This is a genomic window from Pleomorphomonas sp. PLEO, assembly GCF_041320595.1.
In the GTDB taxonomy this organism is placed as follows: Bacteria; Pseudomonadota; Alphaproteobacteria; order Rhizobiales; family Pleomorphomonadaceae; genus Pleomorphomonas.
Genome location: NZ_CP166625.1, coordinates 1794134 through 1814552, shown reverse-complemented (window position 1 = coordinate 1814552; position 20419 = coordinate 1794134). Strand labels below are relative to the sequence as shown.

Below are 20419 nucleotides of genomic sequence, written 5' to 3'. Positions count from 1 at the left end.
TGCCGACGGGGAACCTTGAGTTCGCTTGTGTTGATCGCGGTCATGCCGGCTCAGTGAGGTTTTTTGCAATGAAGCGCTTTTCTGTCATCCTGTTTGCTGTGAGCTCGATCGCATGGGGAGGCGGCTGTTTTGCGCAGGAACCGCCGGCGGCTGCCAAGCCCCCGGCCGACCAAGCCAAGGCCCTCCCCGTCGGCGCCGAGCCGGGCTCCACCACCGCGACCTATGGCGACTGGACCCTGCGTTGCCAGCGGATCGGCGAAGACGCCAAAGCCGGTAAGGTCTGCGAGGTGGTGCAGATGACGCAAATGGAAAGTCAACGGGCGCCGACCACCCAGATCGCCATCGGCCGCCTGCCCAATGATGACGGCCTGCACCTGACAGCCGCGCTACCGGTCAACCTGAGCTTTCCCAGTGAGATAAAAGTGAGCATGCCGGGGGCGAAGCCGATCACTCTGACGCCCGAACTTCGTCGTTGCTTGCCGGTGGCCTGTTTCGCCGACATGGAGCTCAAGGCCGATCAACTGAAGATGCTGCTTGCTGCCGAGACCTCGGGGACGCTCAGCTTCCGCGATGCGAACGGGCAGACGATCGCCGTGCCAATCTCCCCGCGTGGCCTGCCGCAGGCCGTCGCCGCCCTCCAAAAGGATAACTAGTCCAAAAGGGACGGACGCCGTTCAATCGCAAAAAGACGAGCGGCGCCTGCGCGGTCTTCGGCCTGCTTCACGACGCCGGCCTCTGGCCACCCAAGGGTGGCCCGGACAACATCGAGGAGGCAACGTCGACCATCGCGCTGCCCGAGGGCGAGTGACGTTCCTTCGAGCAGGCCCCGAGCGCACGGCCTGACATTTTTTGGCGCCATCCTCAACCGTCACGTGTGCGTCATATACAAATAAGATATGATGTGGCGGTCGCCGGAGCGGACCTCGCTCGGCGCCATTGAGGTGGGGGCGATGCCATGCGCAATTTCGTCAGCCAGGGGCCTCTCAGCGTGCGGGTGATCGCCGGCACGCGCGTCGTATTTCTTGCCATCGATATCGCTCCCGCCGAACGGGCCGGTCTTCTCGGCTTTGCCATCGGCCGGGTGGATGGGACGGGTCATTGCACCTGGCTGGAGGGTCGCAAGGTCTTCCCCTCGGTTGTGCCCCACCCCGCGGCGAAAGACAGCTTCCCCAGCAACGTTCACCCGATCCAGAGCCTGATCTGGTCGGACCCCAGGGCGCATCCGGGCACCACCGCCACCTACCGGGTGCAGCCGATGTATGGAACGCCCGCCGCGCCACAGCTCGGCGCCGGGGTCGACGTGGTCGCCACCACAGAGGACCCGACGACGGGCAGCCATGGCGTCTATTTCAATCGCGGCGCCATCGCCTCGCAGGCGTTTTCCGAGCAGTTCAATAACCAGCCGCCCAAGGACGAGAACGATCCCAAGGATATCGAGGTGATCTCGCTGTCGCGCGGCGCGCTCGATGCCGCGCTCGACTACATCGCCCGCGCCCAGGCCGGCGATGCGCTGCGCGTCGCCGCTTACGAATTCACCTATGTTCCCATCCTCAAGGCGCTGAAGGCGGCGGCGGCGCGCGGCGTCGACGTGCGGATCGTCCACGAGGCCGGCACCGAGCAGGACAAGAAAACCAAGAAGCAGGTGCTGACCTCGGCAACCCAGTCGGCGGCGACCGCCATCCAGGCGCTCGGCCTTGACGGCCATCCCAACCTTACGCTGATCAAGCGCACCCGGCGCCGCAAGATCCCGCACAATAAGTTCATCGTCTGGATCACCGGCGGACAGGCCAAAGAGGTGCTGGCCGGTTCGGCCAACTTCACCCCGTCGGGCTTTCTCGGCCAGACCAATGTCGTCCATATTGTCCGCGACCCCGCCATCGCAGAGGCCTATCTCGCCTACTGGCAGCAACTGGCGACCGACCCGCCGACGCCCGAGCTTTCCACCTGGACCCAGAGGAAGACCCCGCTCGCCAAGCTCGACGAGCTGACCTCCGGGCCTGGCACCACCACCTTCTTCTCGCCGCGCAAGAACGACGACATGCTGAAGTGGTATGCCGCCCAGATCGACGGTGCGACGGATACGGTGATGTTCACCGCCGCCTTCGGCGTCAACCAGACACTGGCCGATGAGTTCGGCAAGCCCAGGCCCTTCGTGCGGTTCATCCTGCTGGAAGACGAACCCGACGCCATTCTCAAGAAGGCGATGGCCGCCGATCCCAATGTCTCGGCCGCCTACGGCTCCATCCTTGCAGACCATGCCAAAAGCAAGAAGCCGTTCCCGCTCACCGATCTCGACCGCTGGTTTCTGAGGGAAGACCTCTACCGCAGCGAAGGCTTCGTGTTCTTCATCCACACCAAGTTCCTGCTGATCGATCCGCTGGGCGACAACCCCTTGCTGTGCACCGGCTCGGCCAATTTCTCCTCGTCATCGCTCACCGGCAACGACGAGAACATGCTGCTGATCCGGGGCGACACCCGGGTCGCCGACATCTACCTGACCGAGTTCGACCGCATCTTCCGCCACTTCCTGGCGCGCCAGCAGATCAATGCAATCGCCGAGGAAGGTGGCTCGCTGACCGACGCCAAATTCCTGCGCGAGGACGACAGCTGGCTCACCGGCTACGTCACCCCCGGCCGGCTCAAGACCAATCGCCAGCGCCTGTTCTTCCCCAACTGGCCCCATTGAGCGGAGAAAAGCCATGCCTCTCCATCGCTATTCGGTGCTGAAGGGCCGTCCGATCCACAACCGCCTCGGCACCACCACCTCGCCCCACTATCAGGTGCAAGTGTCGACCGGCGAGGAGTTCTACCGCATCGCCGTCAACGTCCGCTCGGAAGACGGCTCGGAGGTGGAGTTCCTGATCCGCTCGCAGTTCGAGCATCCCGTCACCGCCGGTCTCGCCGGCCTCGATCAAGGCTGCCATGGCCTGGAATCCTCGCCCGGCGGGCTGGCGCTCGACTTCATCCGGTCCAACATCGGCCAGCCCTGGGAATTCGTGCCCTTGCCGATGAGTGCCTCCGGCCCCGACAACGATCTCAACGAAAAGATCGACGGCTACGTGCAGCGCGCCATGGCCGACGAGCACGCCATGCTCTACGCCTACGGCGACGTCTGGGGCCCCGAGGCAAAGGCCGACCCCTATTTCGGCTTCAAGCCGGGCCAGGGCATCCACGACATCCATTTCAACCAGGGCAATCCGCCCGGCAAGCACGCGGCGGACAACGGCCCCTATCAGGACGGCGGCTTGCTGTTCGAGTTCCCGGCGGATAGCGGCCCCAGCCTTTGGGTCGGCATCTTCCTCAAGTTCAAGAGCCAGGCCTGGCATTCGAGCGACGATGAGGGCGCCCCGATCATCGCCGCCGACCCCGCCGCTCCCGGCCGGCCGCACACGCCGATCGAGCGCGACGCCATCCCGACGCTGACCGTTCCCGATGGCCTTATCAGGATCGTCGGCGCGCTGGTCAATGACGTCCAATCGCCCGAGCGGGAAACCGTAACCCTGCTCAACACCTCCGACAACGACGTCGACCTCACCGGCTGGGCCATCCTCGACAAGGCCAAGCACCGGCAATCGCTGATCGGCACCATTGCCGCCGGCGAGACGCGCAAGATCGCCCTTGATGGCAGCCTGCCCAATGCCGTCCAGCTGTCGAACAAGGGCGGCCTGATCACGCTGGTCAATCAGGACGGCATCAAGGTGCACGGCGTCGCCTACACCGCCGGCCAAGCCCGCCAGCCCGGTCGCACCATTCCCTTCCAGCGTTGAAGCGCGCGAAAAAACAAAGAGATAGAACTTTTCCGGTGAACCGGATTTCACCGGAAAAGCTTGGGATCTTGCGTCAGGGTTTGCGCGAAACCTCGGCGGTCTCACGGGATCGGAGCACGGCCAGCCCGATCAAGACGAGCACCGCCATCGTGGTGGCGTAGCAGATCAGCGGCCAAGCCGTGTCTCCCCTCAGCAGCGTCACCGCCAACGTTCCGGCAACGCTGACGATCAGGCTTTGGACACAGAAGTAGAAGGCCACAGCCGACCCTGCGATGTCATCAAACTGTGCCAGAGCCCCATTGGCGGTCACCGACACCGTCAGCACGATGCCAACCGCCATCATCCACATCGGCAGGATGAAGCTGACGAACGATGGCGAACCGAATAGCTCGCCAATCCCCAGCAGTGCCGCGCCGCAAATCAGCAGCGCCATCCCGCGCGCCACGCATCCCGCCGTGTCCCATCTGGCGACCAAGGCCTTGGCGAAACGCGTTGTCGCGATCATGACGAGCGCGACGGTCGCGAAGGCCAGGCTGAAGCCGATCTCCGAGTAGCCGGCGTGGTCGATGAGCACGCGGGGGGCGGTCGAGAAGAACACGAAGAAGGTGCCCATGCCGGCGCTGAAGCCGATCGTGTAAACCCAGAAGGACGGGCTCGCAAAGATCGGCAAGACGGACCGACGGGACCTTGCTTGATCCACCGGCCGCGTTTCCTTCCACCTGATCCCGGCATTCAAGAGCGCCAGCGACGCCATAGCGGCCAGCGTGACGAAGATCGCCCGCCATCCAAAAGCAGCGGCGATCAAGGCCCCGGCGATCGGGCCGAGGGCGGGCACGAAGGCCAGCATCGAACTGAAAAGGCCGTAGATGACCACGCCCTCGGGCTGGTTGGCATAGACGTCGCGAACGGTCGCAAACGTCGCAACCAACGCCGCCGATGCGCCGATAGCCTGCAGGAAACGGAAACCGACCAAGGCCGTGGCCGTCGACGACCAGGCTGCTCCGAGTGAGGCGAGCATGAACAGTGCCGCGCCGACAAGCAGGATTGGCCGTCGCCCAACGCGATCGGACAGGGGGCCGAAGATCACCTGGCCCACGCCGAGCATCACCATGTAGAGGCTCAGCGTAAGCTGGATCATCGATGGCGTCGTGTTCAGGATGCCGGGCATCGCCGGAACGAGGGGAAGATAAATATCCATCGCCAGCGACGCGAGGATGTCGAAAGGCGCCATCAGCAACAATGATGCCGGCAGCGTGTAGGCCCACGTGGGGCGTGTGGTGGTCATGACGAATAAACCGCTCGATGAGGGATACCGGGCAGCGTCTGCGCGTCAGCAATCAGATGGGATTGGTCTTACAGAGCGCCGCAACAACAATTCTGGTCGTTGCGGCTTACTTGGCTGCGGACTTGGAACCCATGCCGATGACCCCACTCTTGAAGAGCAATGTTCCTGCCTATCCCATCCCTAAGCTTGACGCAACGCCACGTCCGACGCGGAATTCGGGGCGGAGCGCCCCACCGGCACCAGCTCGCCGGGACGAAAACCGCATTCACATTGCGGGCTATGCGAAGCCGACCCACCCCCGGAAGCTGAAGCCGGCGTAAAACAGCGTCACCTCGGAGAAGCCAGCGCGATAGAAAAGCGCTTCATCCTCGTCGGATGACAGAATGGGCAGACGCGCCATCATCGTCGCCGCGGAAGCGGATGCCTTTTCAAAATCGGCAGGCGCTCGATCCGCGAAGGCAACGGACCGCGTCAGCCAGGACAAGAGATCGCCGCCGATCGGACAACTATGGTGGGCAACCACAAGCGGGGCGCCGGGTTTCAACCGCCGCCTCAACGCCTTTAGAACGTGCAAGCGCTCCTCGGCCTCAAGGAAATGCAGGGTCAACAGGCAGGTTGCCCCGCCAAACGGGCCGTCCGGAGCATCGTCAATATATCCCTGCTGCAAGCTCACGCGTGGCGCGAAACCGCCGACAATCCGTCGCGCCAGATCGAGCATCTCGGCCGAAGGATCGACCCCGAGAAGCCGCCAATCCGGTTGTGCCTCGGCAAAAACCTTAAGTTCAAGACCGCCGCCGGCGCCCAGCACCAGGATCTCCGCATCCTGGGACGCGTGCTCTGCCAACAAAAGCATTGCCATACGGTGAAGATCGGCGAGACCTGGCACCTTGTATGGCGTTTCTTCGGCGTAGCGGGCAACCATTGTCGGATCGCTGAAGGGTGACAGCTTGTCCATTTCAGTCCAATCCCGTCTTGCCGGGCGCCCAATAGGCCTTGGTGACGATATGTGCCGAGGGAATGGCCTGTTGCCTCAGCCTTTGGCGCAGCCGCTGGATGGTGCCGGCCTTTCCGGTCAGCACGAAGCGGGCGCCGGCTTCGATCCCTGCGGCGAGGCTTTCCTCCAGCACGGTGACGTGTTGGTCATCCGCCCGCCGCCCGTAGAGGGTCGCCTTGAGGCCGAGTTTTGCCACCGCCTCGCCGCTCGCAGCCACGTCCTCCACCTCGAAATGGCATGAAACCGGCCGCGAGCCCGCCGCATGGATCGCCGCGTAGGCCAGCCCGATCGAGGTTTCATCGCCATAGATGGCCAGTGGCCCCACAAGGGCGCGCAAATCCAGCGACGAGCGCGGGCCGAACACATCGCAGTCCTCGCCCACCCGAACGCCGCTGACCCAGGCGCTGCCGGGGCCATCGCCATGGGCATAGCCGAGGATGCGGGTTCGGCCGGCCGCCGCGTCCCAGTCGATCGGCGTATAGGTGCGCGTGGTGAAGGCCGAGCCCATGGCGATCTGCAGCTTCTGCCCGGCGGTCCATTCGACGCCCCGCAGCTCCGGGCCTTCCAGCGTGATCAGCCGGTAGCGGTCGCCGATCGCTTCGCTCGCCGCCACCCTGGCGCGCCGCATGAACAGGCGGATCAGCGTCCGGCCCAGGCGGCCGGGGCCCTTGGACGCCAAGGGTTCAGGCAAGGGCTCGGAGACCATCACGCAACCCGCACGCAGAACACGTTGCCGCGCCCCGGATCGATCGGCAGCGGCAGCGACAGGTAGCCGTTGGCGGGATCGCCCACATAGGCGAGGAAATCCGCCGCGAAGGCGTTCTCCGCCAGCACCGGCGCGCCGGGCTTCAGCCAGGGTTCGATGAGCTTCAACACCGGCAGGTAGAGCGAGAAGGCGCCATCGAGCAGCAGCAGATCGACCTCGCCACCGACGTCCTTCAGCGTCTCCAGCGCATCGCCCTCGCGGATCTCCACCAGATCGCCCAAGCCCGCCGCGCCGAGATGAAACTGCGAGCGCACCACCTTGGAGGTCTCAAGCTCGCTGCCGATCAGCTTGCCACCGCCGTTGTCGCGGAGGGCGGCGGCCAGATAGATGGTCGACACCGCCATCGACGTGCCGAACTCGACGATCCGCCGCGCCCCGACCGAGCGCGCCATCATGTACAAAAAGCGCCCGTAGGCCGGCGAAACGGAGAGGAAATTGCCGGCGTAGCGATGGGAAACGCCTTTGTAATCGGCCTCATCCTCGGCCATCAGATCGGCGATCGCCTGCCCAGCCGTGCCGCTGGCAAAATGAGCCTTCCTGGCGTCTTTCAGCTCGCGGTCGGACGCTTCGGCAACCCGGTGGAGCCGCTGCAGCGCTTCGGCGGCGGGGGTTTTGATCAGTGCATTCATGGCCGTGGTCTCGCAAGTCTGGCTACTTGCGAATTAATAGCGAAACGAAGCCTTGGCGTCATTACGAAGCTGCGACAGTTTGTTATTCAATCTTGCCAAAACGGCGCCGATAGGCCAGCATGTCGCATGCCCATCCTGACCGCGCACAACAAGGCAAAAGACTGGATCGAGCCGGACCACGTGCCCCGGCCGGTCGTCACCTATGGTTTTGTGGCCGAGAAGTTCGACGGCCTCGAACTGGCCCCACACAGCCACGCCAAAGGGCAGATCATGCTGGTGCAGCGCGGCGTGCTCGGCTGCGAGGTGGCCGGCGGCCTATGGATCGTGCCGCCCCGCAGCGCCATCTGGATTCCCGGCGGCGCGCTGCATACCATCCGATTGAGCGGCGCGCTGGAGGGCTACAATGCCTTCATCGACCCCGCCGTCAGCGACGGGCTGCCGCGCACCTGCTGCGCCGTGTCGGTCACGCCCCTGCTGCGCGAATTGCTGACCCGCGCGGCGCGCCTTCCGGCCCACTATGAGGAAGGTGGCGCCAATTCGCGCCTGCTGTCGGTGCTGCTCGACGAGATCGCCAACGCCAAAATCGAGGATCTTCACCTGCCCATGCCCGCCGATCCCCAGCTGCGCCGGCTGGCCGATGCGATGGTGGACGCCCCCGCCGATCGCTCGACGCTGGATGTCTGGGCCAAACGCGCCGGCCTCAGCGAGCGGACGCTGGCCCGCCGCATCGTAGAGGAAACCGGCATGAGCTTCGGCCGCTGGCGCCAGCAGCTCGCCGTCATGCTCGCCATCCAATGGCTGGCCGCCGGCACCTCCATCCAAACAGCCGCCGCCGACCTCGGCTACGAAAGCGTGCCGAGCTTCGTGACGATGTTTAGGAAAACGCTGGGCACTTCGCCGGGACGGTACATGGCGGAGAGGTATGGCGAGGGGTGAGATAGGACACCCCGGCCGACTTCGCGGCAACCTTCCCACCCAGTCGGGCTCTGGCGCTCCGCCAGATAAAAAAGACTCCGCGCCGACGCCCGACGCCGCCGTCCGTCAGGACCAAACCGATGCCGGAAGCGAACTCGGAACTGGGTAGATCCTGGGGGCGACGTCACCGCGTGTCGACCATGTCGGCGAGCGCGTCTCAACTCACGGTCATGCCGTGAGTGAAAACCCTCTCCGGCGATCCCATGTTTGCTCACACCGCGCCGCAAGGCGTAAATCCAGTCAGCGCTAGACGCTGCTGGTTGAAACTTCACTGGCAGGTCGGGGCAGCGAAGGAGCAGTGAAGATGTTGAGCAATGCCCTGCAGAATGGCTTCAACGAGCAGATCCAGAAAGAGTTCTATTCCTCGTATCTGTATCTTGCGATGGCCGCCCATTTCGAAGCCGCGAACCTGCCGGGCTTCGCATCGTGGATGAAGAAGCAGTCGGACGAGGAACGCGGCCACGCCATGAAGCTGTGGGATTATGTCTACGATCGCGGCGGCAAGGTCGAGCTTTCGGCGATCGAGCAGCCGCCCGTGGCGTTCGGCAAGCCGCTGGAGGTGTTCGAGCAAGTGCTGGCGCACGAACAGAAGGTCACTCAGTCGATCAACGCGCTCTATGGGTTGGCGGCCAAGAACGCCGACGTGGCGGCCGAGATTTTCCTGCAATGGTTCGTCACCGAGCAGGTCGAGGAAGAGAAGTCCGTCACCGACGTGATCGCACAGCTCAAGATGTCGGGTGACAACGGCTTCGCCGCCCTGTTCGTGGACAAACACATCATGGGCCAGAGGTAACGGCAGCCAACCCGGCGTGGACCGCGCGCACCGAGCCAGAATTGACTGCGCGCGAAACCGCCGGACGATCCGTGCATGGCCAAGACCGGACACTTTCGGTGAAGACTTGAGCGTTGTGCGGAAAAGTGGAAACCGGTTTTCCGCAAAAAAACAATGCGACAACAAAAAACTAGAGCACCGTGCGTTCGTTAGAACGCACGGTGCTCTTGCCGGCCAACAGGCCGGCATTTCTTTAATGGCGCGTCCCCGGCGAGGCGCCTTCACCCGAACCAGCGTCTTCTTGCGGCGCCATCACGGCAAGAGCGGGAGCGGCTTTGCGTTGGCCGCCCCAGTTTCGCTCGATCACCTCTCGTCAGGCGACCGAGAGCCCGTTGAGCGTCACGGAACTCCGCTCGGCAAGGTCGCCCACGGTGGCCCGATAGGCCAGGAAATGCGGCGTGGCGCGGTGCGCGGCGACCGCCGCGTCATCGACATAGAGTTCATCGAGCACAAAGCGGGCGTCATTGCCCTGATCGACCCAGAGGTCATAGCGCAGGTTGCCGGGTTCGGCCCGGCTGGCGACCACCATCGTGTCGAGCAGGGCCCTGAGTTCGGCGGCCTTGCCCGGGCGGGCCGAAAGGATGGCCACGATCTTGATCGGTGCAGTCATCGTCTGTCTCCTTGGGAGTGGGGCGGAGCGCCGCGGCGCCGCGCTGGTCATGCGTGTTCTCAATGGCGAACTTCTAGCGCGTCGATCAGCGCCTTGGCGATCGGGTGGTCCGAGCGCGAGTTCTGGCCATCCAATGGCTGGCCGCCGGCGCCTCCATCCAACAAGCCGCCGCCGACCTCGGCTACGAAAGCGTGCCGAGCTTCGTGACGATGTTCCGCAAAACGCTGGGGACTTCGCCGGGGCGGTACATGGCGGAGCGATATGGGGAGGGGTGAGACCTCAGAGCCTGGCTCGAAATTCGCTGGGGTGAGGCAGATGGCGATGAGTTCGAGAACCGGAGCGGAGCGGACTTCCTGTCCGTGAGCACCGGAAGCGCAGAAATCGAAGTTCAGGCATCCGCCCGAAAAGTTGCAGACTTTTCGGGCCAAGCGGATGCCCGGGATGCCCACCCCAGTAGAGTTTCGGGTCAGGCTCTCGCGCCCCACTTCAGCGCCTTGTCCAGGGCGGCGCCGAAGAAGGTGAAATCGTGGCCGCCCTCCCATTCCTCGTAGCCGAAATCGAAGCCGAGCGTATCCATCTCCGCGGCAAAACCCCGGTTGTCGGTGAGGAAGAACGGGTCCGACAGGCCGCAGGCCGTGCGGATGCGCGGCTTGACGCTCGCTCCCTGAAGGCCGCGCGCCAGGGCCGGCACGTCCAGCCGGGGGTCGTAGTCGAGGCCCTCCCCCAACACGGCCTGGAAATCGTTGATCAGCCGCTCGCCCCATATCCCCTTCAGCGCCTCCACCGTCAGGCCGCGCGCCTTGAGGTCGAAATCCTTGCGGAGGTTGAGGCAGGGCGAGGAGAAGGCCGCGCACCAGCCGAACCGCTCGGGCCGCGTCAGCGCCAGGCGTAGCGCGCCGAACCCGCCCATCGACGCGCCGACCACCCCCGTCCGCTCGCGCGTGGCGTCGATGTTGAACAGGTCGGCGCACACCCTCGGCAGCTCGTCGGCCACGTAGGTGAAGTAGTCGGGGCCATAGCGCATGTCGGCGTAGAAGCTGCGCGCCACGTCCGGCATGATCAGGATGGCATCCCCCTCGGCGGCAAACGTCGCCAGCGTGGTGTAGTCGAGGAAGTCGCCGGACCGGCCGCACAGGCCATGCAGCAGATACACGGCGGCGCACTTGCCACCCGGCCCCCGGCCATTGGGGATGAACAGAGAAAGTCGCGTCTCCATCTGGAGCGCGGGCGAAAAATACTCACCGCGAAGGATCATGTTGCCGTTCCCGAAACCCCGACGGAACGGAGGGACGCCTCACCCGTCGATCGAACCCGTCTCGATAGCTGCCAAAGGCGCCGCGCCGGCTGCCCCGGCCCGGCGATACGCCCCCGTCTCTAACCCATCAAGCCGAAAAGGGAATCCGCATTTGGGTGATGGTGGGGTTTGGGGAGAGGGGGGAGAAGGGAGCTGCACGGTCAGCGACCTCCGCCGAGCATGATCCGCCGGCCACCGACATGGCGGAAGGCGCGGTCCCGGCAGGTCAGCAGGATCACCTGCATTCGCTCTGCGGCTTCGGTAATGATATCGATCATAATGTCCAGGCGTGCGTCGTCAGAATAGGCAAGTGGATCGTCGAGGATGAGCGACACCGGCCGCCTCTGATCGAGCAACATGTCGGCGAACGCGATACGGGTCAGCACGGCCAGTTGCTCTTGGGTCCCGTGCGAGAGGCTCACACAGTCTTCAGCCACGCCGCCGCGCACTACGCTCTCCAGAGCCAAGTCGTCCGAAAAGGACAAATCGCAGCCGGGGAGCAGCCGCTCGATATACCGCCGCGCCCGCCGCACGACCGGTCCAACATAGTTACGCGACGTCTCTATTCGGGCGGCCTCCAACGTTTCGCGAAGCAGCTTCAGCGTCGAGGCCTCTTGTGTGACACGTTCGAGATGTTTGCGTGCAGCTTCGGACTCTTCAACAGCGAACGCCACCTGTTCGGCCAACCCCTTGCCGCCTTCGCTATCCACCGTTCCCTCGAGGCGGGCGATGTCCGTCTCCAATCTGCGTTTTGTCTCTGCCGCCGCTGAACTCCGCGCATCGATCGCTCTGATCCGTCGCTCGATGTCGGCGGCGTCATGTGCGGATGCGTTACGCTCGGCCTCCTCCAGATTGACGGTCGCTTCAGCCGCCGCCTTGCGGGCACTATCGAGGGCCGCTATCAGTCCGGCAAAGTCGGCTCTACTTTCGATCGCGGCGAGCTGGCGGCGTGCATTCTGAAGTTCGCTTTCGGCCCCGGCCTCTGCTACTGCCAAAGGCCTGTCCTGCTCTTCCAGCTCTCGAAGCCCATCTATCGCACTTTCCTGCACGCCTTCCGCGCGAGCGAGCGCGACTTCGGCGGCATCCGCAGCCTGTCTGAGTGCCGCCATGTCGGGCAGCCCACCGGAGTCGTCTCCCTCCGTTTCCTCGAGCCCAGCTACGAACAATTTTAGCGATTCTGCGCCGGCAGAAAGTTCAAGTGCCGCATCCGCTTGCGTGATCGCCTCGATCTGCATCCGCAACGACCGAGCCTCGGCGGCAGCTTCGCGTGCGGCATCGTTCCTTGCGCGAGCAGCGTCGAGACTAACCACGTTCAGCTCGGCGAACTTACTTTCCTGCGTGGCCTTCAGGCGCGCCACTTCCGCTTCGGCGCTTCCGGAAACTGTCGGCGGCTTGATAACGAGCGCGGCCCCACTACCGAGATCAATCACGGTCTCATGTAAGAGCGTGTGTTCGCCGACGCTCATAGGCTCACCATCTATCGTGATGCCAGCGGCAGGTCCCTTCAGTTCGATCCGCGTCGAACCGGCAGCAAGCTCCGCCTGCGCACGCGCAAGCGATCGATCGATTTCCACAAGATCCACGAAAGCGGATGTGGGAATAAGTAAGGCGCAGGTGCGAGTGGCATCAGCCAACAACACCTCAAGGTCAACCAGTCGCTTATGCCTCTCCCGGGCTGCCCGAACAGACTCCGCCCGGTTATTTGCTGCGACGAGAGCCTCGCCCGTTGTGAGCGCTTTCCGCGCCTGCTGCCGGTTTGCTCTTGCCTGAATCAGTGCCTCCCGGGCGCTATCCACAGCAACCTTGCAGGCCTGAATATCTTCGACGATAGCGATCCGCCGTGTCTTCGCCTCAGTTAGCGCAGCTTCAGCGTCAATGAGCGCCTTGGCCGCCGCTTGGTGGCGGGACTTAAGATCCTCCTTGCCGCGGACGATCGCCGTCGCCGCCTCATGTTCCGCCCGGCGCGTGCTGAGCAGCATTGCCGCCGCGCGGGCAATCTCCAAAGTGCGGATGAGTTCGGCACGGGCCTCAACGTCGCGGGTATCAGCAAGCTCCTGATCAAGCAATCTTAGTCTGGTCCGAGACGATTCAAGATTTCCGAAGTTCTGTTCGAGCGCGACAAGGCGGCCCTGGATATCTCTGGCCTTGGTCTCGGCTGCTTCGGCACGTTCCTTCGCCTCGCTTTGCCGGCCACTCACGCGGCCGGTAGAAGTCCAATATTTAATGTACTCCGCATCAATGCGGCTACGCACTCGCTCATATGCCTCGCCGCCCATGATTGAGCCGACCTCGGCTTCGAGCGTCGAGCGAACGCCGTCACGAACGATTTGTCCCGGCGCCGCCACTTTCAGTGCCTCAGTCTGAGCTACCCATAGAAGCCCGAGCGCACCATAAGCAGCGACATCACCAGTCCGACTCGTATCGCGTTCAAATCCAAGAAGCCCTTGAAGCAACTCCTCTGCGGCGTCGCCCTGCGTCCGTCCGGTAGGTCCACGTACCTCGATCGACGGGCTTCTCAAGAACCGCTTGCTGATGCTCCATGCGTCGCCATCTAGTTCGAATCCAACCTCGATCTCGGGTGCGACGTTCTCCCCATGGGGCGCGAAAGAGCTCGCCAGTTGGTTGCGCGTCGAATGTCGCACGAAGAAGACTGCGCGCAACGCTTCCAGTATCGTCGACTTTCCTGCCTCATTAGCCTCGATGACAATATTTAGTCCGTCCGAGAGCCCCTGAATCGTAAGAGGTTCTCTGAACTTGCGGAAATTGTTTACTGTGATGTCGCGGATGCGCAGGTTCATGCGGTTTCACCGCGCCCAACTTCAACGAAGAGCCGTTCGAGTGCGCGCTTCGCGGTGGCAGAGTTCGCGCCACCTTCCTCAATCAGCGCGTTCAGCTTCCTTGCCGCATCGCCGAGCATCCCTTCAATAGCCAAAGCCGCGATGTCATCATCGTTGGGCGGCGCCACCAAGGCGTCGGCACGTACGTCAAGATAGCGCAACTGATGAGCAATCTCGTGCTCGAGGCTCAAGAGAATTGCGATGCGGTCGCTCAGCGCTGCGATACCGGTCAGGGTGAGCTGGAGAAGTGTGCCCGCTGGTTCCACAGCATTGAGCAGTTGCCTGCTCTGCGCTGAAAAAGAGGCGAGGTCATCAACTCGCCAGTCTCGGATCATCCACTGGAATTTACCGGTACGGACTGGTGTCACTTGCGGTGGCAGCCCGGGCTCAAGGTTAACGCACAGAGCCTGCCCAGGCTCATCCCGCTGGAACCGGTCTGCTTCGGGCGTACCCGAATACCAAGTGCGATCATCGATCTTCAATGTGCCGTGCCAATCACCGAGTGCGAGGTAATCGAGCGACGATGTGCGTGCCCTGTCAGGCGAGATCTGATTAGCCGTCTCGCCCTGCGATCCGAAACCTCGGATCGAACCATGAGCCAATCCAATCCTAAGCACAGCATTCGGAGTTGCCATCGTATCGAAAAGCGTTGTCGGATCTTCGAGATTGTGCCGGTGTACTAGCGGCGCAGGCAGCAGCCACGTCCCACTTTCAATTTCGACAGGTAGGGCTTGATCAACAACGGTGATATTGGACGTGCCCTTTGCCCGAACGCGATCCCAGAGACCACCGCTTCTCGTATAATCGTGGTTCCCGGGAAGTAGCCACCAACGGCAGGGTTGGCGTTGCATTCGCGAAAGAGCCTGAACGATGGTGCGATCCGACGGTCCATCTGTGTCGAAAATATCGCCCGCAACGAGCACATGCGCAGCGCCGTTTTCCGACGCTGCTTTTCCGATTGCGTCAATGGAGTCGAAACGCGCCTCTGTCAGCGCCGCGCGCACTTCCGGATCGAAACGGGCGAAGGGCTTGCCGAGCTGCCAGTCGGCCGTGTGAATTAACTTCATGTGAAGGCTGTCGACTGGTCGGAGGTGCGCGACGATCTAGACTTTAGCACTACTAGAGTTCACCATAAATGACAGCCATGACGCTGTCACCGTGAACATAGCCTGGGCGCGGTGCTTCCGACGGTGTCGCCGTGAGATGAGCTGCAGAAGCCTTATCGATAGTCATAAGCTTCCAGCCAACTGTCTCGCCGCTGGCGCTACCGCCGCCCACCTGAAAGACGCGCATGCAGATACTGCCTTTCTTGGTCTCGCCAACGGCGTGAACCTCCACTAGGCGTGGATAGCCATCATATTGTAGCTCAAGGCATACGCCGCTTTTCATAGCAGCCAAGGCGATATTGTGTGGCAAAGTATACTCCCCCCAATTGCAGAATCAGCCTGTGCGAAAATCAGCGCCGTCCGCCTTGCGATATTAGCATTAACAAGCAACTTTGGAGCGAGACTTTAGGCACAAAACACTCATGCCTCTCTCTACGCTTCAATTTTGCCATAAGCTCTAGGACTGGCGAACGCACAAGAAGCTTAGCGTGCAGGGATTCCGTAAGCTGATGTTCAAACAACAACCAATGTTTGCCATACGCTGCTGATAGGCGAAATCTCACCCGGTCCTCAGCCCACCACTACATTCGCCACTTCCTGTTTGAGCTGCCCCTCCCCCCACGCGAAATTCCCCCGCCTTTCGGAACTTGCCCGCTCCCGCCCAGTTATTCGTCGGGGCTGACAGCAACCAAAAGGTGACCCATGAATTACCGGACCATACTCGCCAGCGCAGCCGTGGCCTGCCTGATCGCCAGCCCCGCTTTCGCAAAGGCCGACAAGGCTTTCCTGCGTGATGCCATCCAGGGCGACAATTCGGAAATCGCCCTTGGCAAGCTGGCCGCCCAGAAGGGCGACAGCGAAGGCGTCAAGACGTTCGGCACCACCTTGGCGACCGATCATGCCATGGCCAAGGAAGCGGCCGCGACCGTTGCCACCTCCATGAAAGTGCGCGTCACCGACAAGATAATGCCGGAGGCCCGCGCGGAATTGAGAAAACTCAACAAGCTGTCGGGACCGGCCTTCGACAGGGAATTCGCCCGGTACATGGTGAGGGACCACGAGAAGGACGTCGCCGAGTTCAAGGAGAAGGCGGCGGAAGGCAAAACGGACGTTGCCAAGCTCGCCGCCAAAACGCTGCCCGGCCTTGAGGGGCATCTGAAGACGGCCCAGTCGCTGACCAAGAGCTGATCGCCGGGCCTGCCCTATCCGGCGAACCTGAATTCGCCGGATAGCTCTAAAGATGGGATCGGGTTCAAGGGCCCGATCCTCTCGAACAGCCCGTCCCATCCGGCGACACCCACGCCGAACCCGCGCCGACGATCATCCCCGCTGGCGCGCCAGCCAGACGGTGCGATAACCGCAGCTTGGGTCGTCTGCCATGTGATCGACAACATCAAAGCCGGCGGCGTCCAGCAAGGCGCGATATTCGTCGGCGCCGAGGCTGCCGTGGTACAGCGGCTCGCCCTCCAAGTCGCCGATCGCCTCCCCTTCGGCCTTGCCGCTGGTGAACATCAGCGCCGCCCCCGGCGCGGCATGGGCTTGAAAGCGGGGGAACACGCAGCGCTGATCGTTGGGCGAGAGATGGAAAAAGCTGTCCCACGCCAGCAAACCCGCAAAGCGCCGGCCCAAGGCAAGGTGGCGCATATCCTGAAGATGGCCCGGGGTAGCCGGCAGATTGCGCCGGAACAGCGCCAGCATGGTCGGCGTGCCATCCACCCCCGTCACGTCAAAGCCGCGCCGGATCAGGTCGCCGGCGATGGGCAGGCCGGAGCCGCAACCGATGTCGAGCACCGCCGCCCCCGCTGGAATAAGGCCACAGAAACGATCGAGCCACGCCCCCTCCGTCAGGCGGTCGCCGCGCAGCGCGGCCCAGGCGGCGCCGTGGCGCTGGTAAACGCCGATCACGCTGTCTTCAATGCGTTCGGTCATGGGGCCTCCAGAGGCGTGTCCGTCCCTTATGCCAATTTCTCATTTGCATCAGCGGCATGAGAAATTGGCAAGCAGAATACCAAGGGGCATTTTCAATGCATCTTGGTATCACAAGCTCTCGAAGATGGACGCTGCGACCGCCACCTCGGTTCCCGCCAGGCCAACCGAGCAGAACAAGGTGGTGTCATCGGCCGAGGCGCGGCCGGGCCGCTTACCCGCGACGATGTCGGACAGCTCCACCATGCGCCCCTCGTGGCCCGAACCGTCCAGGAAGAAGGGCGCCCCGTAGGCCCGGGTCTGCTCAAGGGAGTCGGTGGCGATGAGGCTTGCCGCGCCGGCGATATCGAGCCCCAGCTCGTGGGCGTCGATGGTCTTTGGCCCCACCGTATTGACATGGGCGCCCGGCTTCAGGTCGGACGCGGAGATCACCGGCCGAGGGCTCGACGTGGCGCAGAGAACGATATCGGCATCGCCCACCGCCTGTTGCGCGCTTGCCACCGGCGTCACCTCGATGCCCAGCGCCCGCTGCATCTCCGCCGCGAAGGCGGTGCGATGCGCCTCATCGCGGCTATACACGCGGGCCGCCGCAATCTGGCGCACGGCGGCGGCGGCGGCCAGCTGGGTACGCGCCTGAAGCCCGCTGCCCAACACGCCGACGATGCGGGCCTCCGGCGAACTGAGGTGGCGGATGGCGAGCCCGCCGATGGCGCCGGTGCGGAGCGCGCCCAGCCGCTGGCCAACGATCAGCCCCTTGAGCTTGGCATCATCCGCCGACCAGACGGCGACGATCTGGCTGTGCTCGCCGCCCTCGAACGTCTCGTAGACGCGAAAGCCGGCGAGCGGTCGTTCGCCCAGAACGCCGCCGACGGTGAACACCAGATCGCCTCGGCCGGGGAACGACACGTGATGGCGTGGCGGCGACACCGCCTCGCCACGCGCGCGGGCCAGGAAGGTTTTCTCCACCGCGCCGATCGCCACGGCCATCAAGGCATAGCCCTGGAGATCGTCGTCACTGAGGATGATCGTCACGGCAAATGCTCCCTTGGCGGCGGACAATTGCAACCCCAGGCGCCCCCGAGGTCAATAGCCCACCGCTGGCAGCCATCGTCGGAACAAGGAGAGTTGGCGCCCAAGCCACTGCGAGCACTCCCTGGGACGGCAATCACGCCTCCGAGCTGCCGGGTGCGCTTTGAGGATCTGGGTTTTGAAACCGCTCAAGCCCCGGCATCAAGACAGTATCCAGCAAATCGTTCAGGAACGCCTCGTCCGCCGGCTCGAACTTCACCGCCGCCTGATAGAAAATCATGGCTTGCGCCACCTCGTCGAGCGGACACGCATCCAGCGCTTCTGCCCGCAATGTCCCCCGGCGGACGGCACGCTCGATGACGCCGCGCCATCCTTCGCAGCGGAGCGCTTCAAGTTTCGTGGTGAACAGGGCCGCCAATTCCGGATCGCCCTGCATTGGCAAAAGCATTCCAGAAAGTATCCTGGCACGATCTTGATTGAGCGCTTCGGCCATTATCCTCAAAAAGGCGAGAATGTCACCGCGCAGCGATCCTTGATCGGCGATGAGCAACTGCATTTTTTCCAGATCGTCTTTGATCGCGGCCACAATCAGACTGTGCGCATCCGGATAACGCCGATAAATGCTGGTCGCCGGAATGCCGGAAAGTCGTCCGATCTTGGACATGGTCACGCTCTCCAGACCCGTTTGTCTGAGAAGCTCAAGCGTGATGCGGATGAGCGCCTCATCAAGGCTCTTGTCGCGCGGACGCCCCGGCTGTGGCGAATTTGAATCCTCGGATTTCGACATCACACCCTTAGAGCATCATCCGACCGGAGTGAAACGAGGATCGAGAAGATGATGCTAGCTAAACAATAACTTAGAGCGCCGATCTGATTCAATCAGATCGAGCAGCGCTCTAATTGAAACATTGCCAGTCAAAGCCCCCACGCGGCTCGGGCAAGAGCCCCTTGATCCGCGCATCGGGACGGCCTATGTATTTCGATATAAGGTTATAGCGAAAAGGTGCAAGATGAATTTTGCAAATTCTCGGTTCAGCCCGCTGTCGCAAACGGCGACCCGGCGTTCGCTGCTGGGTGGAGCTTTGGCACTTGGCGCCCTTGGCCTCACCGCGCCTCCGGTTTTCGGGGCGTCCAATGCGTCCCCAGGCGGTGCCGGGTCACCTCGTTTCATCTCTGGCGTGCCCCTTTATGTCGATCCCGCCAACGATCTGGCGCGCCATCCCTCATCGGTCCTGGAATCGTGGTACGTGAACGCCGCCTTCAAGAGCCAGGGCAAGGTCGTGGGCTTTGAATGGCATCAGGGCATCACACCGCAAGGCAGCATGACGGAATTCCTGCTGATGAACGGAACCGATGGGCTCTGGCGGCCCCATAACGCCTCGGAGCCCGCGTCGGACAAGGTCGGCGCGGCGACCGAGGAATGCCGCGTTTATTCAAGCTTCGGCACATTCAAAGGCGACCAATCGCAGTTCCAGCTGAAGCTGGGCGCGGGGCGCGATACCGTCGACGTGGTGCTGACGCCGCAAGGCCAGGAACTTTACAATGGCACCACCGGGTTACTCCCCTTTCTAGGTTCGGATTCCTATGAATACGCCTTTACCAACATGCTGGCGAAGGGATCCATGACGATCGACGGCGAGGTTTTTCCCGTCGATGCAAGCTCGGTCTGGTTCGATCGTCAGTGGGGCAAGGCTGAGACGGCGAGCCCGGAAGCGCTTATGAAAAAGGCCGCCGAAATCAATCAGGCGCACTGGACGTGGCTGGGAATGACCTTTGGCGAGGGCGACAAATCGGCGATCTCGTTCTGGGATGTCATGGAGCCAAACCAGCGGTGGACCTTCCTGACCTATTTGCGTGAGGACGGCGTTCAGATGAACGTCGGAGCGCAGGTGGACTATGATCGCGTCTGGACAAGTGGCGATACCGGACAACGCTATCCCGCCGTCGCGCATATCGTTGCCCCTGCGATTGATGTCGATATCGTGCTGACGGCCATGCTGGATCGTCCCGAGTTCGTTTACCAGCCGGGACAGGGCCACAGCGGATGCCAGTCCCTGTGCCAGGCCACCGGCAGAGCCGGTGCAACCAAGATCGACAAGCCCGTCATCTTCGAATTGATTGGCGGCATCGACGTGTAATACCGAGATGCATTGAAAATAACTCTTGGTATTCTACTTGCTGATTTCTCATGTCCCTGATGAAAATGAGAAATCAGCAATGGCCTCAATGAGCGGATGCGTCAGCATCTTCGGCAATTGGTATAATTTTGCTATCGGTCCGCGGGTATTTGTCCGGCATGCCGCGTTGTTGTGCCGGCCGCCGAAAGGGGGCCAGCTAACGAAAGGGGGCGATAGGTCCATCAATCCGGC

General features: G+C 62.8%; 19 protein-coding genes and 1 pseudogene. 8 read left to right on the top strand and 12 right to left on the bottom strand.

Annotated features, from left to right (window positions below; genetic code table 11):
• The first annotated feature begins 68 nt into the window (after positions 1–68).
• The 3 genes from AB6N07_RS08245 (at position 69) to AB6N07_RS08235 (ending at position 3767) form a co-directional block, all read left to right on the top strand.
• Entirely contained in the window at positions 69–653 is a 585-nt protein-coding gene (locus AB6N07_RS08245) for an invasion associated locus B family protein (RefSeq protein WP_370677324.1), read from the top strand.
• Between the two features lie 302 nt (positions 654–955).
• Positions 956–2686 (top strand): phospholipase D-like domain-containing protein, encoded by a 1731-nt coding sequence (locus AB6N07_RS08240; RefSeq protein WP_370677323.1) that lies wholly within the window; start codon positions 956–958, stop codon positions 2684–2686.
• Positions 2687–2699: 13 nt separating this feature from the next.
• Positions 2700–3767 (top strand): DUF2278 family protein, encoded by a 1068-nt coding sequence (locus tag AB6N07_RS08235; protein WP_370677322.1) that lies wholly within the window; start codon positions 2700–2702, stop codon positions 3765–3767.
• Between the two features lie 73 nt (positions 3768–3840).
• Here the strand turns inward: AB6N07_RS08235 and floR are convergent, their stop codons facing one another.
• The 4 genes from floR to AB6N07_RS08215 all read right to left on the bottom strand — a co-directional run bounded on the left by floR (position 3841) and on the right by AB6N07_RS08215 (position 7441).
• Positions 3841–5052: a chloramphenicol/florfenicol efflux MFS transporter FloR gene (gene floR, locus AB6N07_RS08230; protein ID WP_370677321.1), complete on the bottom strand. Its 1212-nt coding sequence runs from the start codon at positions 5050–5052 to the stop codon at positions 3841–3843.
• A gap of 277 nt (positions 5053–5329) precedes the next feature.
• Positions 5330–6007, bottom strand: coding sequence for a class I SAM-dependent methyltransferase (locus AB6N07_RS08225; RefSeq protein ID WP_370677320.1), 678 nt, complete (start codon positions 6005–6007; stop codon positions 5330–5332).
• A gap of 1 nt (position 6008) precedes the next feature.
• Positions 6009–6752, bottom strand: coding sequence for a siderophore-interacting protein (locus AB6N07_RS08220; protein ID WP_370677319.1), 744 nt, complete (start codon positions 6750–6752; stop codon positions 6009–6011).
• Complete coding sequence (locus tag AB6N07_RS08215) at positions 6752–7441, bottom strand: O-methyltransferase (RefSeq protein WP_370677318.1); 690 nt, start codon at positions 7439–7441, stop codon at positions 6752–6754. The genes AB6N07_RS08220 and AB6N07_RS08215 overlap by 1 nt, the downstream gene beginning before the upstream one ends.
• A gap of 126 nt (positions 7442–7567) precedes the next feature.
• Here AB6N07_RS08215 and AB6N07_RS08210 point away from each other — a divergent pair, with 126 nt between their 5' ends.
• Both AB6N07_RS08210 and AB6N07_RS08205 read left to right on the top strand, forming a co-directional pair.
• Complete coding sequence (locus tag AB6N07_RS08210) at positions 7568–8377, top strand: helix-turn-helix transcriptional regulator (RefSeq protein ID WP_370677317.1); 810 nt, start codon at positions 7568–7570, stop codon at positions 8375–8377.
• A 343-nt stretch (positions 8378–8720) separates the two neighbouring features.
• Positions 8721–9209, top strand: coding sequence for a ferritin (locus AB6N07_RS08205; RefSeq protein ID WP_370677316.1), 489 nt, complete (start codon positions 8721–8723; stop codon positions 9207–9209).
• 352 nt (positions 9210–9561) lie between these two features.
• On the opposite strand, the gene AB6N07_RS08200 is transcribed toward AB6N07_RS08205, so the two are convergent.
• On the bottom strand, positions 9562–9858 hold the full coding sequence (locus AB6N07_RS08200) for a putative quinol monooxygenase (RefSeq protein ID WP_370677315.1): 297 nt from the start codon (positions 9856–9858) through the stop codon (positions 9562–9564).
• Positions 9859–9977: 119 nt separating this feature from the next.
• On the opposite strand from AB6N07_RS08200, the pseudogene AB6N07_RS08195 reads away from it, so the two are divergent.
• Positions 9978–10133: pseudogene (locus AB6N07_RS08195) on the top strand (helix-turn-helix domain-containing protein); the annotation flags it as partial.
• A 191-nt stretch (positions 10134–10324) separates the two neighbouring features.
• Here the strand turns inward: AB6N07_RS08195 and AB6N07_RS08190 are convergent.
• From AB6N07_RS08190 to AB6N07_RS08175, 4 genes are all read right to left on the bottom strand, one after another.
• Complete coding sequence (locus AB6N07_RS08190; protein WP_370677314.1) at positions 10325–11113, bottom strand: alpha/beta hydrolase; 789 nt, start codon at positions 11111–11113, stop codon at positions 10325–10327.
• Between the two features lie 200 nt (positions 11114–11313).
• Positions 11314–13950 (bottom strand): AAA family ATPase, encoded by a 2637-nt coding sequence (locus tag AB6N07_RS08185; RefSeq protein ID WP_370677313.1) that lies wholly within the window; start codon positions 13948–13950, stop codon positions 11314–11316.
• A complete protein-coding gene (locus tag AB6N07_RS08180) occupies positions 13947–15056 on the bottom strand; it encodes an exonuclease SbcCD subunit D (RefSeq protein ID WP_370677312.1) in 1110 nt (369 codons plus the stop codon). The genes AB6N07_RS08185 and AB6N07_RS08180 overlap by 4 nt, the downstream gene beginning before the upstream one ends.
• A gap of 52 nt (positions 15057–15108) precedes the next feature.
• On the bottom strand, positions 15109–15405 hold the full coding sequence (locus AB6N07_RS08175) for a hypothetical protein (protein ID WP_370677311.1): 297 nt from the start codon (positions 15403–15405) through the stop codon (positions 15109–15111).
• A 392-nt stretch (positions 15406–15797) separates the two neighbouring features.
• Here AB6N07_RS08175 and AB6N07_RS08170 point away from each other — a divergent pair, with 392 nt between their 5' ends.
• A complete protein-coding gene (locus tag AB6N07_RS08170) occupies positions 15798–16283 on the top strand; it encodes a DUF4142 domain-containing protein (protein WP_370677310.1) in 486 nt (161 codons plus the stop codon).
• A gap of 132 nt (positions 16284–16415) precedes the next feature.
• Here AB6N07_RS08170 and AB6N07_RS08165 read toward each other — a convergent pair whose 3' ends face one another.
• The 3 genes from AB6N07_RS08165 to AB6N07_RS08155 all read right to left on the bottom strand — a co-directional run bounded on the left by AB6N07_RS08165 (position 16416) and on the right by AB6N07_RS08155 (position 18837).
• Positions 16416–17024: a class I SAM-dependent methyltransferase gene (locus AB6N07_RS08165; protein WP_370677309.1), complete on the bottom strand. Its 609-nt coding sequence runs from the start codon at positions 17022–17024 to the stop codon at positions 16416–16418.
• A 108-nt stretch (positions 17025–17132) separates the two neighbouring features.
• Entirely contained in the window at positions 17133–18053 is a 921-nt protein-coding gene (locus tag AB6N07_RS08160) for an ornithine cyclodeaminase family protein (protein ID WP_370677308.1), read from the bottom strand.
• A gap of 133 nt (positions 18054–18186) precedes the next feature.
• Positions 18187–18837 (bottom strand): TetR/AcrR family transcriptional regulator C-terminal ligand-binding domain-containing protein, encoded by a 651-nt coding sequence (locus AB6N07_RS08155; protein ID WP_370677307.1) that lies wholly within the window; start codon positions 18835–18837, stop codon positions 18187–18189.
• Between the two features lie 223 nt (positions 18838–19060).
• Between AB6N07_RS08155 and AB6N07_RS08150 the strand changes: the two genes are divergently transcribed.
• On the top strand, positions 19061–20188 hold the full coding sequence (locus AB6N07_RS08150) for a lipocalin-like domain-containing protein (protein ID WP_370677306.1): 1128 nt from the start codon (positions 19061–19063) through the stop codon (positions 20186–20188).
• Positions 20189–20419 lie beyond the last annotated feature (231 nt).

Excerpts from the sequence above, each read along its gene's own strand:
- AB6N07_RS08245 (WP_370677324.1), top strand. The coding sequence starts at position 69 with ATGAAGCGCTTTTCTGTCATCCTGTTTGCTGTGAGCTCGATCGCATGG.
- AB6N07_RS08240 (WP_370677323.1), top strand. The coding sequence starts at position 956 with ATGCGCAATTTCGTCAGCCAGGGGCCTCTCAGCGTGCGGGTGATCGCC.
- AB6N07_RS08235 (WP_370677322.1), top strand. The coding sequence starts at position 2,700 with ATGCCTCTCCATCGCTATTCGGTGCTGAAGGGCCGTCCGATCCACAAC.
- floR (WP_370677321.1), bottom strand. The coding sequence starts at position 5,052 with ATGACCACCACACGCCCCACGTGGGCCTACACGCTGCCGGCATCATTG.
- AB6N07_RS08225 (WP_370677320.1), bottom strand. The coding sequence starts at position 6,007 with ATGGACAAGCTGTCACCCTTCAGCGATCCGACAATGGTTGCCCGCTAC.
- AB6N07_RS08220 (WP_370677319.1), bottom strand. The coding sequence starts at position 6,752 with ATGGTCTCCGAGCCCTTGCCTGAACCCTTGGCGTCCAAGGGCCCCGGC.
- AB6N07_RS08215 (WP_370677318.1), bottom strand. The coding sequence starts at position 7,441 with ATGAATGCACTGATCAAAACCCCCGCCGCCGAAGCGCTGCAGCGGCTC.
- AB6N07_RS08210 (WP_370677317.1), top strand. The coding sequence starts at position 7,568 with ATGCCCATCCTGACCGCGCACAACAAGGCAAAAGACTGGATCGAGCCG.
- AB6N07_RS08205 (WP_370677316.1), top strand. The coding sequence starts at position 8,721 with ATGTTGAGCAATGCCCTGCAGAATGGCTTCAACGAGCAGATCCAGAAA.
- AB6N07_RS08200 (WP_370677315.1), bottom strand. The coding sequence starts at position 9,858 with ATGACTGCACCGATCAAGATCGTGGCCATCCTTTCGGCCCGCCCGGGC.
- AB6N07_RS08190 (WP_370677314.1), bottom strand. The coding sequence starts at position 11,113 with ATGATCCTTCGCGGTGAGTATTTTTCGCCCGCGCTCCAGATGGAGACG.
- AB6N07_RS08185 (WP_370677313.1), bottom strand. The coding sequence starts at position 13,950 with ATGAACCTGCGCATCCGCGACATCACAGTAAACAATTTCCGCAAGTTC.
- AB6N07_RS08180 (WP_370677312.1), bottom strand. The coding sequence starts at position 15,056 with ATGAAGTTAATTCACACGGCCGACTGGCAGCTCGGCAAGCCCTTCGCC.
- AB6N07_RS08170 (WP_370677310.1), top strand. The coding sequence starts at position 15,798 with ATGAATTACCGGACCATACTCGCCAGCGCAGCCGTGGCCTGCCTGATC.
- AB6N07_RS08165 (WP_370677309.1), bottom strand. The coding sequence starts at position 17,024 with ATGACCGAACGCATTGAAGACAGCGTGATCGGCGTTTACCAGCGCCAC.
- AB6N07_RS08155 (WP_370677307.1), bottom strand. The coding sequence starts at position 18,837 with ATGTCGAAATCCGAGGATTCAAATTCGCCACAGCCGGGGCGTCCGCGC.
- AB6N07_RS08150 (WP_370677306.1), top strand. The coding sequence starts at position 19,061 with ATGAATTTTGCAAATTCTCGGTTCAGCCCGCTGTCGCAAACGGCGACC.